Origin of the sequence: Acinetobacter sp. NyZ410 (genome assembly GCF_022828975.1) — a bacterium.
In the GTDB taxonomy this organism is placed as follows: Bacteria; Pseudomonadota; Gammaproteobacteria; order Pseudomonadales; family Moraxellaceae; genus Acinetobacter; species Acinetobacter guillouiae.
Genome location: NZ_CP094620.1, coordinates 3,343,069 through 3,356,471, shown reverse-complemented (window position 1 = coordinate 3,356,471; position 13,403 = coordinate 3,343,069). Strand labels below are relative to the sequence as shown.

Below are 13,403 nucleotides of genomic sequence, written 5' to 3'. Positions count from 1 at the left end.
TATGCAAGTTGAACAATTAAGTTGCAATATCGGTGCAGAATTGTTGGGGGTCAATCTGGCAGATGCCATTGACGATGATGGGCTATTTACTGAAATTCGTCAGAATTTGTTAAAGCATCGGGTTTTATTTTTAAGAGATCAAAACCTAAGCCGAGCTGAACATGTAGCATTTGCTGAGCGCTTTGGACAACTAGAAAGCCATCCTGCTGTTGGAAGTCATCCAGAGCATCCTGGGCTGGTACAAATTTATAAAAGCCCAGAGAGCCCAATTGATCGTTATGAAAATGCTTGGCACAGCGATGCAAGCTGGCGCAAAGTTCCGCCAATGGGTTGTGTACTACGTTGTATTGAATGTCCGACAGTGGGTGGAGATACCATGTGGACCAATATGGTGATGGCTTATGAAAATTTACCCATAGAAATCAAAACAAAAATTGCAAATTTACGTGCTTATCACAGTATTGAAGCCAGTTTTGGCGCAATGATGCCGATTGAAAAGCGTTTGTCATTAAAAGAACAGTTCCCCGATGCAGAGCATCCTGTGGTACGTACTCATCCTGAAACGGGTGAAAAGATTCTTTATGTCAACGCATTTACCACTCATTTTAGTAATTACCATACCAAAGAACACGTACGTTTTGGACAAGATGCCAACCCCGGTGCAACCGATTTACTGCGTTATTTAATTACCCAAGCCTATATTCCTGAGTACCAAGTTCGTTGGAGTTGGAAGCCGAATAGTATCGCAATTTGGGACAACCGCAGTACACAACATTATGCCGTAATGGACTATCCACCATGTCATCGAAAAATGGAACGGGCAGGCATTATTGGTGATGCAACTTACTAAGCTGAGCAGTTAACGATTTAATCCAAACCCTAATTTTAAAATACATATGGAGATGTTTATGCAATTCTTTGATGACTCATTGCACCCTGAAAACATGGACAAAGTGGTGATTACGGTAGCACCTTATGGGCCTGAATGGATGCCTGAGGATTTTCCTGAAGATATCCCGGTGACCATGCAAGAACAAATTCAAAAAGCGGTAGAGTGCTATGAAGCAGGTGCTTCAGTCCTCCATTTGCATGTTCGAGAACTAGATGGGAAAGGTTCGAAACGTCTGTCTAAGTTTAATGAACTCATTGCCGGTGTGCGTGAAGCGGTGCCTGATATGATCATTCAGGTAGGTGGATCAATTTCTTTTGCCCCAGAAAGTGAAGGTGAAGCTGCAATTTGGTTAAGCGATGATACGCGTCATATGTTGGCCGAATTAATGCCAAAACCAGACCAAGTAACCGTGGCGATCAATACCACTCAAATGAATATTATGGAGTTGCTCTATCCTGAATATTTAGAAGGCACTTCTTTGGCACATCCAGCAATTCAGGCAGCTTATGCAGAAATGACAGTACCTGCAGGTCCAGCTTGGGTTGCAGAGCATTTAAAGCGTTTAACTGAAAATGGCATTCAACCGCATTTCCAATTAACTGGGATGCATGGTTTAGAAACGCTGGAACGTATGGTGCGTAAAGGGCTGTATAAAGGTCCGTTGAATCTAACCTGGATTGGAATTGGTGGTGGTTTTGATGGGCCAAATCCTTTTAACTTCTTTAACTTTATTCATCGCGTACCTGATGGTTGTACTTTAACTTCAGAGTCTTTACTTAAAAATGTTTTGCCGTTTAACACCATGTCAATGGCGATGGGCTTACATGCACGTGTCGGAAATGAAGACACCATTATAGATCATCAAGGTCAGCGTTTTTCTTCAGTACAGCAAATTCAACAGACCGTGCGTATTGCCCATGAATTAGGTCGTGAAGTTGCATCAGGTAAAGAAGCACGTGAAATTTATCGTATTGGCGTTCAATACGACACGATTGAAGAAACTTTGTTGGAAAATGGTATGGCGCCCAATCGTAAAGCAGGTCAAAAGGGTGTTCCACAGCGTAAATAATGATTTGAGCCAAAAGGATTTTTGATTCAAACCGTGAGAAAAAGATGATTACGTTACTGTGAAGTCGGGTAGTCATCAAAAATGAATGAGAAATTATAAAAACACAAGGAGAACGTATGGATGCGCATCAATATTCAAGTCCTGCGGACGGTGTAGATACTTCGTTTGGCATTCCACGTAAATATGCATGGTTGGTTTTTGCACTGACATTTGGTTTGTTGATTTCTGACTATATGTCACGGCAAGTCTTAAATTCAGTATTCCCACTGATCAAAAGTGAATGGGCTTTGACAGACAGCCAACTTGGATTATTAAGTGGGATTGTGGCCTTGATGGTGGGTTTATTAACCTTACCTTTGTCGATCTTGGCAGATCGTTTTGGCAAAGTAAAAAGCTTAACTTTGATGGCTGTGTTGTGGAGTATGGCAACCTTAGGCTGTGCAGTTGCTGAAAGTTATCAACATATGTTTATTGCCCGATTTATGGTGGGTGTTGGCGAAGCTGCCTATGGCAGTGTCGGGATTGCTGTTGTTGTATCGGTTTTTCCTCGTGATATGCGTGCAACTTTAGCAAGTGCTTTTATGGCAGGTGGTGTGTTTGGCTCATTCTTAGGCATGGCTTTAGGCGGTGTTATGGCTGAACATTTTGGCTGGCGTTGGGCATTTGGTGGAATGGCCGTCTTTGGGCTGATTCTGGCATTTTTATATCCTATTGTGGTTAAAGAAAACAAGATAGGAACCGTTCAAGGCAAAATTAAGACCCAACAGAAACAGGATAGATCGGAAAGTCCTTTACGATCGATTTATTCAAGTCGGTCTGTGATCGCCACTTATATTGGCAGTGGCTTGCAATTGTTTGTGGGTGGCACGGTCATCGTTTGGCTTCCCAGTTATCTCAATCGATATTACGGATTGGGTACAGATAAAGCGGGGTTGGTCGCTGCAATGGTTGTACTCAGTAGTGCAGTTGGCACGATTTTATGTGGGATGTTATGTGATCGTTTAGGACGAGATCGACCAGACCGAAAAGTCAGTTTAGCGATTGCATTTTGTTTGATCGGTTGTGTGTTGCTATCCATCGCTTTTGCCATGTCTGTCGGAAATGCTCAATTGATCATGATTTGTATTGGGATGTTTATCGCATTGGGTACCAATGGACCATCCAGCGCAATGGTTGCCAACCTGACACATCATTCTGTACATAGCACAGCATTTGCAACATTAACTTTGGCAAATAATTTTCTCGGCTTGGCTTTAGGACCTTTAGTGATTGGAAAGCTATCTGACGTGATTGGTTTACACCATGCTTTTCAATTGATGCCTCTGATGAGCATTGTGGCTGCTGCCGTATTCTTCTATGCAAAACGCCATTATGCCCATGATATTAAAAAATTTAATACACAAACAGCACGACAAGGTCAAACAGTACAAGCACAGTCATGCAATATGGGTAATCAGTAATGACGCGTAAAATGAATATTGAAGTTTTTTTTGATTTTATCTGTCCTTGGTGTTTGATTGGAAAACGTCATTTACAGACTGCGATTCAAAAATTAAAACAAAGTGATCCAGATGTTGAGGTCAATATCCAGTGGCGTGGTGTACAGCTTTTACCCCATATTCCGCTGGTGGGTGTTCCTTTTGATGCCTTTTATTTACAAAGATTAGGCAGTTCAACTGCTGTTCGAATGCGCCAAACTCAAGTTCGTCAAGCCGCCAAAGCGGTCAATGTCGATATTGATTTTGATCGAATTCACCGTATGCCAAACACAGCTATGGCACATCATATTTTTGCAAATATTTCAAAAGTATATCATTCAGATCAAAGTGAGCGATTTTTAGATGCGCTATTCACAGCCTATTTTCATCATTCGGAAAATATAGGCGAGTTCGCAACATTGCAGAAAATAGCCATGTATTGCGGTTTTGCGGATGAGGTGGTTGAAGGTATTTTAGCAAAACCATTTGTTCCTTTTATCTCAGCAGATACAGGCGGTAAAGGGGTACCGTATTTTGTTTTTGATGGCAGTTTTGCAATGGCTGGGGCACAACCTACAAGTGCACTTTATCAAGCAATGCTGGATACGCTTCAAGTACAAGGACAAATGGTATGAGCTTGCGTTTTCAAGTTCCTCAAGAAAAAATCCCAACTTTAGGCAATCGATCCTTTTTGATGATCGGTGACCGATCTCTAATTTTATTTAATATTGCCGAACAATTTTATGCGATTAATGACAGTTGCCCACATCAGGGTGCCTCATTACTCAATGGGAAATTAGAAGGCAGGGTAATTCAATGTTGTGCACATGGTTTACGTTTTGACTTGGCAAATGGTTATTTACTCAATTCAACACAGCTACAAGTTCAATCATACCCAGTAGAAGTGATTGGCGAAAATGTTTTTATTGGTTTGGATTGTGGAGTAGCGCTAGATGAGTAAATTAGATTCTATGGCTTGGCAGCCACGGCTAAGTGCGCTTATGCCCGGATTTATTGTCAGTACTGTGGTTGCCGCTGCGGCCTGTTTTTTATCTGAGCATTATGGTGCGCCAGTGATGTTATTCGCTTTGTTGCTCGGGATGGGTGTGAACTTTCTTGCAACAGAAGGAAAGTGTAAAGCGGGTATCGAATTTACTGCGCGAGAAGTACTGCGTTTTGGGATCGCCTTACTCGGAATGCGAATTACCCTTGAGCAAATGACTGCGTTAGGTTGGCAGCCCATTGTTTTGGTTATTTCATTGGTCGTCATTACCATTCTTGCTTCAGTCATCGCAGCAAAAGTGCTCGGGTTTAATAAGTTTTTCGGTATGCTGACTGGTGGCGCGACAGCGATCTGTGGAGCTTCCGCAGCCTTGGCCTTGTCTGCAGCTTTACCCAGTCATCCACAAAAAGAAAAAGCAACCTTGTTCACCGTCATTGGAGTATCTGCACTTTCAACTTTAGCAATGATTGTTTATCCCATGATTGCGCGATGGTTGGAATTAACACCGCAACATGCAGGGATTTTTTTAGGTGCAACCATTCATGATGTCGCCCAAGTAGTGGGGGCAGGTTATAGCATGTCTACAGAAACAGGCGATACTGCAACTCTGGTGAAATTGATGCGAGTCGCCATGCTTTTACCTGTCATCATCTGCGCAGCCATGATTACCCGTATGCAAGGTGTACCCTCTACGGGCAAAAGACCGCCATTATTGCCTTGGTTTGCAGTAGGATTTTTAATTCTTGCCTGTATAAATAGTACTGGATGGGTCCCTACAGTTGTTCAAACTGGAATGAATGAATTATCTCGTTGGTGTCTGATTATTTCGATTAGTGCGCTAGGGATGAAAACACAATTAAAAGAGTTAGCAACGGTGGGTATTAAACCGATCCTGCTGATGATTGGAGAAAGCGTTTTTCTGGTATTGTTGGTACTCAGCCTGATGCATTGGTTATTTTAGTCGGGCTTTGATTTAACAAAAGTTTTGCAAAGTACAACCTTAAAGTTAATTTCCGCAAAACTTTTGTTTTAAGTGGCTTTTCTTATTATTATTTTGATGTTAATACCAAGTTAGTCGTACCTTGATTGAATTTATATCGTATGTTCATCAATGATCTCAGCCTTATTGTGGGTACGCCAAGCATTGGGTGTTATACCAAATTGGCCAATAAACCATCGCGTAAAAGAGCTCGGCATAGAGTAACCGAGAATATCTGAAACTTGTGCCAGTGAATAATTGATATTTTTTAAATAGCGAAATACCAAATTTCTACGGACATCATTCATTAATTCACTAAAATTTGTATGTGCAGCTTCTAGACGCCGTTGCAGCGTTCTGACATTGACTTCATGGGTCTGCGCGACTTGATCAATTGTGGCACGTCCCATCGGTAAAAGCAGATAGATACTTTTACGGATATCAAAAATAAGTGATGACTCATTGTCTTTTTGTAAGATGTCAATATCGAGATAGCGCTGTGCATGGTTTGCCATTGCTGTATTTGCTTGAGGATTGATTTTATCAAGTTCTGATGATGAGCAGACAATACCATTAAACTCGCTACCGAATTCAAGTGAACTTCCAAAAACACGTTGATGCACTGTTAAGTCTTTTGGTGCATCATGGGTAAAATGAATACTTAATGGGTGCCATTTTTGAGCTAATAATGCAGCACAAAAACGATGGGTAATCCCCAAAGCCAATTCAATCGCTTGGCGGCTATACTTTGCTGAAGTAGAAATCACTTCCACCCGAATAATCACCGTTTTTCCAACTTCCTCGATATATATTTCAAGCGCGTTATTGATGATATTTCGGTATCTTACAATTGTTTTTAAGGCATCACGTAACGTTTGTTGATAGCTTAATAATAAGCTTAGCTCACCAAAATCAGCAATTTGACGTTGTTCGGCCATATGTAGACCAAACACTTCACAACCACTGATTTGAGCAGATTGCTCTAATAATGCCATGACTTTATCGACAGAAATGCGTTGTTTTGAATCATTTAATTGAGCAGAATAAATTCCAGCATCAGATAATAAATGGTATGGATTGAGGTCTAATTGTCGGCTCACATCCAGATAATTCTTGAGTACCGCTGTATGTGCAAGAGGAACCAATTTACACTCTCCTTGTCTTTTTATTAACCATCCTGGTCAATCATCATTGTTTGAAGACTTTGCCAATACGCATTTATAAAAGTTTTTGCGTATGTCTAATTTCAATAATTTTATCAAAATTTCTTAAAAAGTATCTCAATTCATTACACATTGAGACCATAGAAATAGAGTATCAAATTTGTTTAACAAAGAGGAGTGTTTTAAAAGGACTGCACTTTATGGAGTAAAGAACAGCCTTTTAAAACGTATTAATGTGCGACACAACTTAGGGATATTGCTTACACATTAATTCTTTTAGATGGGGCATTGCGACTCATATCGGATTGTAGATATTTAGTACACAATATTTTTAAAATTAAATGGTTGGTAGATGTAGGGCTACGATCAATCCATTTAATTAAAAACGATAGCCTACCCCAAGATATGTGACCAAAGGATCTAAATCAATTTTTGTCGTGGACTTGATCAATTGGGTACCTGTCGATGTATCTGTGACAGTCACAGTTGCTACATTATTAAAGTTTGGCATATAACTTAAAGATCCAGTGGTAAACCAACGATCGGTTAAATCAAAGGTAAAACCTGCTGTGAGTACTGGTGCAAAGGCATCACTGGTTTTAACTTTAACTTTTGGTGTCGCTGTTGAACTGCCTTGACCACCGTGCAATGCTTCACCCGCTCGATCATTGAGGATATTATCAATCATATAACCTGCTTGAATAAGGTCTTGTTCTACACCGTCATTAAGCTTTAACTTATTAAAATGACCATATACAACACCCGCGCCAACAAAAGGTCGGAACTTAGTTTGTCCTAAAGCGCCAAAATGATATTTAACTGTTGCTGCAGGCGTCCATGCAGTCACTTCTGCAACTTTGCCATGTGCACCAAGATCGGTAATTAAGGTATCTTTTAGCAGTTTTAAACCATTTAAATAGGTCGGTGGTGTACCTTTTCCGGGAGTATTGGCAGTGGAGAGTGCCGAAGCTCTAATTTCTCCAACGCCATCAATATCAATTTTTGGTGGGATACCACCGACTAATTCAAGAGATACATGATCATTTACAAAGTAGCTTAGAGTTAAACCCAATGTATCGGTATCCGCGACTTCCATCCCACCTTGAGCGGTATAATCAGAAATACCAGTGATATCCGATCTGGCTCCAGTGGTTAGACTTGCTGGAACTTTATAATTGGGGTCTGCTTTACCATTTTTGATAAAAGTATTTAATAAAAGCCCACCCATTCCCTTAATTTCAGATGCATTGGTTTCGTAGTTGGCAATATCGCTTCCCCATAATGATGATCCAACGCCATAGCTGCCACCTTCTACAACACTGGTTGTTACATGTGTTGAGTTGGCTTTGCCTTGAGGCATGACATGCATCCAGCCGGCACTGACAGCCCAGCGTTTAGAGGTTGTAGAATCCGCATAACATAAATGAGTTGTTAATAGACATGCCAATGGCACAGCTATTCTACAAATTTGATTCATTTTAATTCCCTTGTAGTTCACTTTTTTTTATGGTTTCAGCGGATCCTTTCTGAAACACGGCCCCATTATTAAAGTTGGCATTGGTTAAAGCAATCTCACCCATTTCATCAATAATATTCAAAATTTTAATGGAAAAATCAGTTAAATTTAAAATAAAACAATAAAATCAATTTCTTATGTGTTTTTTGATGCATGCTCGAATGCTGTATTGGAGCGGTCATTTGTCATCAAATGAAAAGAGGTTGTCATCAAATGTACATCACCAAAATCAACTAAACCGTATTGTGAATAAGCAATTTATAGAATTCATCTTCATTCATTCACTTAAAATTAAAGGTAGATCAATGGAAAAAATACAGACAAAGGCAACCGTTTTAATTGTTCCAGGTTTACGTGACCATGTTGCTGAACATTGGCAAACCTTATTGGAGCAAAGGCTGGTCAAGGTACGATCTGTCCCTGCATTAGAAACAGACAAACTCAACTGCATAAAAAGAGTTAAAGCGATCCAAGCACAACTTGAAGAAATTGATGGTCCTGTGATTTTAGTTGCACATAGTGCAGGGGTATTAATGACCGTTCACTGGGCAGCGATCTATCAACACAATATTCAAGGGGCTTTGTTGGTGACACCACCCGATTTATCGGCCAAATGGCCTGAAAACTATCCAAGTTCTGCAATGCTAAAACAGCAAGGATGGGATCCTTTACCTAACAAGTTTTTGCCTTTTCCAAGCATTGTGGTCGCAAGTACCAATGACCATTTAGCCAGTTACGAGGCCGTTAGGACTATGGCAAAAACATGGGGCAGTCAATTGGTGAGTTTAGGTGAGGTGGGGCATCTTAATCCTGCTGCTGGATATGGGTATTGGGCACAAGCTGAACAATTTATTCAACAATTAGACCAAGTGGATGATTCGATATGTATCGCTTAGTGCTTAGACTTTATATAGCGGAATTTATTGAGAAGTGACTTGGTTCAATTTCCCCGCCGTTTTAAGACAGCATTGCTCATTGGTTAGCAGTATTCATAACAGATTAAACAATTAAAAAATCATGCATATTTCAAAATAGTCAATATGGCTATTTATGGAGTTAAATCGAATTAAATCATATCGATATGGAGATCGAATGATGCAAAATGTGATATGTAGCAATAACGCGAAACACACGATTATTTTCACTCAAAAGCTGAGTGTCTGTTTAGTGCTGAGCTTAAGTATTTCAAAAGTCTCCGCAACCAGTGTTGAGATCAATGAGGATTGGAAATTTGAAACCAGTACCATGCTCAGCCTAGGTGCAAATTGGAGTACTCAAGATGCTTCAAATCAGTTGGTGTATAAACCTGATGCAAATCATATCGGAAAGGACGGTTTAAGCGTTGATGTGAATGGCGACGACGGGCATGTGAACTTTAGTCAGAATGATAACATTTCCCAAATTATAAAAGGGTTGACTGAGTTTCGTTTAAAAGGGCAACAACAGGGTGCAGTACTCAGCACTAAATATTGGTATGACCATGCTTATGAAACTGGTCGTGGAGATTTAAAAGCCTTTGATGATTCTGCGTGGCCTAGATTAGCTAAATTTAAGGGCATTGATCTTTGGGATGCCTATATCTGGAAAAATTTTGCTTTAGAAAATGGCCAAAATGCCAATCTAAAATTAGGCAAACATACTTTAAATTGGGGGAAATCGCAGTTTTTCCAAAATGGTATAAATTCAGTCAGTGCCTTGGATTATGCTGCAATCAATCGGCCGGGAGGAGAGGCAAAAGAACGAATAATTCCTGTCGAAATGTTTTCATTTGAGGCTGGAATAACGCCAAATCTTAAACTGGATGGTTTTTATCAGTTTAAGTTTAGACCTTCTGTGGTGGACGGGTGTGGGACGTTTTTTGCAATTTCTGACTTTGTTCCAGAAAACTGTGGTCCGATTATTTTGACCGTTACACCAGGAGATAAGTTGTCTGAAAGTGCTTTAGATGCACAGACTTATATTCCAAGAGCAGAAAGTCGATATGCCAAGAATAGTGGGCAATATGGTTTTGCTTTAAAGCAAACTTTACCTCGTTGGAATAATGCTGAACTTGGCGCATATTTTGCGAACTATCACAGTCGCAATGCTAATTTTGATGGTACAGCGGTAACTGCATCAGGGCCTGCATATTTTAATACAGCTCGATTTTTTTCAATTTATCCAGAAAATATTAAAATGTATGGATTAAGCCTAGCAGGAAAAGTAGGGACAACCGCTGTTTTTAGTGAATTAACCCATAAACCTAATCAACCCTTGCAATTAAATGGAACAGATATTGTCTATGCCCAAGTTTTAGACAAAGATACGCCCCTTACACCTCCAGGAGTTGCGGCTGAATTTGGGCAATATTTACAAGGTTATGTAAGAACGCCTGTAACCCAATTTTCACTGGGTGCGGGTGATCATTTAAACAATATATTGGCTGCAAATACATTGAATTGGGCGGCAGAGTTTGCAGTGAATCATATTGCAGATATTGGTAATCATCGTTTTGGACGGGTCGGTGCATTTGGGCGGAGTGAGCTTTCATCTGGTGCCTATAATCCTGAAACAGGTGAATACAAATGTACGCCTTATGGCACCGCACACCTTGCAAATGATGTGATTGATGGTATGAATGAGCGCTTTTGTAATCGTGATGGTTTTTTTACGCAATGGTCATATGGCTATCGTTTACGAGGGGCTTTAAGTTATCAAGATATTTTACCTGCGACTGTCATCACACCAAGTGTAATCTTTCGCCATGATATAGCTGGATTTAGCCAAAACTTTCAAGAAGGTCAAATGAGTATTGCAGCCACTATTTCAGTGAGTTATCAGCAAAACTATACAGCTGAACTTGCATATACCAATTTTTTTGGTTCGAATGATTTTAGTACCCTCGATGACCGAGATTTTGCTTCGCTGGTATTAAAAGCTAATTTTTAACATTGAGAAATTGGATGCCATGTTTATTGGAGCGTTTGGCATCCAACATAAAACGCATCTTTTTAATAATAAATATTTAATTCATTTATACAGAAAATGCTTATACAGCTTTGGCAAAAACTGACTTTTCTGTTGTTTATGGTATTTAATTATTCAATCTTATCGATATTGATGTTATTGGAGCTGCTAAGGATATTGAAGGGCATATGCTTTATCATCACTATAAATATGACCTGTTCAATTGATCAAAAATTGCATTTGTTATTTAATGATAAATTACATGAAATATGTATTAAATTATAATATTTGCATTCTATTTAAAAGTTGGTTTTTAAAAATTATATAAATTTAAATGTTTATTTTTTTAAAGTATTTTTTTATTAATTATGTATTTAATTGTGAGTAAAAATGGTGTAGAAGTTTGCAAAACAGAATAAGTAATGATAAAAAAAGTGCATTATCTGAATAACGTAAATGTTTGCTACAGATAGATTGAATGATAGAAATATGAATGTTGGATATAAATAAATAATGAAAGTTTATGAAATGGTGTTTCATAAAGGCATAGACGAAAGCACTCATTTTTTTTATAGTGAAAATAGCTATGCTTCACGTCAGCATTTTATCGAATTAATACGTTTAGATATTGACGCTGAATTGAGTAATTTTAAGATGACATGCTTAAGTGATGATCAGTATGATTTAAAAGCATTGTTTGAAGAAGTTCATAAAGAAAGCCATTTGCATGTAGATAAAATGGAAGCTGAATTTATTCGTAATGCAATTGCTACATTTGATCAATGCATTTGTTTAAGAGTTAAAGAACGGGATGTTCTTAAACCGAGTGGAAATACTTTTCATATTTAGTCATGATCCAAACTGTATACAGAGATTCACGATTTTCGGTCGACATGTTAAAGTGTCATATCGTATCCCATTCTTCACCCCAGAACGAATGGGATTTTTTTTATTTTTGATGAGTAGATAAAATAACCGCTAAGTGTTAACTTTTATTGATTAAATCATATTCTTAATAATGTCCTCGCCACTAATTTACAACCTCATTATCGTGATTAATCTAGCAATACAAAGCCATTGTGAGCAATGATTGTAAAAGATTAATTTGGGGTATTGGTCATGGTTACTTTGTTATCACGAGTTTATTTAAAATTAGAGATTTTGAATTAATCATCATATCTTAGATCAATTGAATGAAATGAGATCTATAAAAAATTGTGAAGCTAATAATTAAATCTAAAAGTCTATTCTAAAATTTTTTAGGCAAAAATTTAAAATATAGATGAGCCGGTAAAGCATTTTTAATAATAAGTTTTAATCTTATAAAGAATAAAAAATATTTAAGTTTATCTTTGTCATATTGAGTTTGGTTTAATCTGTGGAACATAAAATTTATCAAGTAAAATTTTGAAATATAGGGTTTAATTTTGTTTTTATGAGGCTTGATCAAGATAAAATACGATATTGCCTAAGCGAAATTTTAAGTCCTTAGATTGGCATATTTAGCTTGATGTTATTTAAATGAAAATTAAGTTAATTTCACTTTTTACTTTGTTAAATTATCAAGTGAAATGTATTTTTTGGTGTTTTAAATATAATAATAATTTAATTCTACAATTCCAATAAAATTTTGAATTAATACAAGTAATTAAGTTGGTTTTGTGCTGCTTATTAGTTGATTTATTGAACACTTATTCATCACATGTGATTATGTAAATACTTTCACACTTCTTGTGTAAAAGTTTACGAATAATACAAATCATGGGAATTAATATGAATATTTTTACAAAATTAACACTAACTGCATTATTAAGCACGGCTTATATCGCGACTGCACAAGCAGCTGTTACTGGTCAAGTTGATGTCAAGCTGAATGTTTCGACAGGTTGTACTGTTGAAGGTTCTACTGTTACTGGAAATATGAACCAATTTGGTACATTAGATTTCGGTAAAACTTCTGGTCAGTGGTCAAACGTTTTGACTGGACAAGTTGCTTCTTCAGCGACAGGTGGTCATCTCGCTGTAGAATGTGACGGTGCAAATCCTGTTGACTTTACTGTTGCAATTGATGGTGGTGTACGCGCTGATCGTAGCCTTAAAAATACGACTGCTGCGGATACCGTGAATTATAACGTCTACCGTGATGCAGCACGTACCAACCCATATGTCATTAATACAGCTCAGACTTTCACTGCTGCGGCAGGTGTAGCTCAAGAAGTTCCAATCTTTGGTGCAATTGCTGCAAACAACGGCACTGCAAAAGCACAGGGTGATTATACAGACACTTTATTGGTGACTGTTAATTTCTAATCAGTATACGTAACAGTGAACAGGTTTGTTGTTGAACAGGCCTGTTT

Annotated in this window: 12 protein-coding genes; 10 read left to right on the top strand and 2 right to left on the bottom strand. The window is 38.3% G+C overall.

Going from position 1 to position 13,403, the window contains the following annotated elements:
• Window position 1 precedes the first annotated feature (1 nt).
• From MTO68_RS15990 to MTO68_RS15965, 6 genes are all read left to right on the top strand, one after another.
• Window positions 2-850 (top strand): TauD/TfdA family dioxygenase, encoded by an 849-nt coding sequence (locus MTO68_RS15990; protein WP_244013427.1) that lies wholly within the window; start codon window positions 2-4, stop codon window positions 848-850.
• Window positions 851-908: 58 nt separating this feature from the next.
• Complete coding sequence (locus MTO68_RS15985) at window positions 909-1,961, top strand: 3-keto-5-aminohexanoate cleavage protein (protein WP_004724790.1); 1,053 nt, start codon at window positions 909-911, stop codon at window positions 1,959-1,961.
• Window positions 1,962-2,077: 116 nt separating this feature from the next.
• On the top strand, window positions 2,078-3,421 hold the full coding sequence (locus tag MTO68_RS15980) for an MFS transporter (RefSeq protein ID WP_244013425.1): 1,344 nt from the start codon (window positions 2,078-2,080) through the stop codon (window positions 3,419-3,421).
• Window positions 3,421-4,074, top strand: coding sequence for a DsbA family oxidoreductase (locus tag MTO68_RS15975; RefSeq protein WP_244013423.1), 654 nt, complete (start codon window positions 3,421-3,423; stop codon window positions 4,072-4,074). The genes MTO68_RS15980 and MTO68_RS15975 overlap by 1 nt, the downstream gene beginning before the upstream one ends.
• Window positions 4,071-4,400 (top strand): Rieske 2Fe-2S domain-containing protein, encoded by a 330-nt coding sequence (locus tag MTO68_RS15970; RefSeq protein WP_056513865.1) that lies wholly within the window; start codon window positions 4,071-4,073, stop codon window positions 4,398-4,400. The genes MTO68_RS15975 and MTO68_RS15970 overlap by 4 nt, the downstream gene beginning before the upstream one ends.
• Window positions 4,393-5,403 (top strand): putative sulfate exporter family transporter, encoded by a 1,011-nt coding sequence (locus MTO68_RS15965; protein ID WP_244013421.1) that lies wholly within the window; start codon window positions 4,393-4,395, stop codon window positions 5,401-5,403. Before MTO68_RS15970 ends, MTO68_RS15965 begins: the two co-directional genes overlap by 8 nt.
• Before the next feature lie 131 nt (window positions 5,404-5,534).
• Here the strand turns inward: MTO68_RS15965 and MTO68_RS15960 are convergent, their stop codons facing one another.
• The gene (locus tag MTO68_RS15960) at window positions 5,535-6,566 is read right to left on the bottom strand and encodes an AraC family transcriptional regulator (protein WP_244013419.1); all 1,032 of its coding nucleotides are present in this window, start codon (window positions 6,564-6,566) and stop codon (window positions 5,535-5,537) included.
• Between the two features lie 397 nt (window positions 6,567-6,963).
• Window positions 6,964-8,061 (bottom strand): OmpW family outer membrane protein, encoded by a 1,098-nt coding sequence (locus MTO68_RS15955; RefSeq protein WP_035371206.1) that lies wholly within the window; start codon window positions 8,059-8,061, stop codon window positions 6,964-6,966.
• Between the two features lie 344 nt (window positions 8,062-8,405).
• Between MTO68_RS15955 and MTO68_RS15950 the strand changes: the two genes are divergently transcribed.
• From MTO68_RS15950 to MTO68_RS15935, 4 genes are all read left to right on the top strand, one after another.
• Window positions 8,406-8,996, top strand: a complete 591-nt coding sequence (locus MTO68_RS15950) for an alpha/beta hydrolase (protein WP_244013417.1) — start codon at window positions 8,406-8,408, stop codon at window positions 8,994-8,996.
• 196 nt (window positions 8,997-9,192) lie between these two features.
• On the top strand, window positions 9,193-11,028 hold the full coding sequence (locus MTO68_RS15945; RefSeq protein WP_244013415.1) for a DUF1302 domain-containing protein: 1,836 nt from the start codon (window positions 9,193-9,195) through the stop codon (window positions 11,026-11,028).
• Window positions 11,029-11,559: 531 nt separating this feature from the next.
• Complete coding sequence (locus tag MTO68_RS15940) at window positions 11,560-11,895, top strand: hypothetical protein (RefSeq protein WP_244013413.1); 336 nt, start codon at window positions 11,560-11,562, stop codon at window positions 11,893-11,895.
• Between the two features lie 924 nt (window positions 11,896-12,819).
• Complete coding sequence (locus tag MTO68_RS15935) at window positions 12,820-13,356, top strand: spore coat protein U domain-containing protein (RefSeq protein ID WP_004822928.1); 537 nt, start codon at window positions 12,820-12,822, stop codon at window positions 13,354-13,356.
• The last annotated feature ends 47 nt before the right edge of the window (window positions 13,357-13,403 follow it).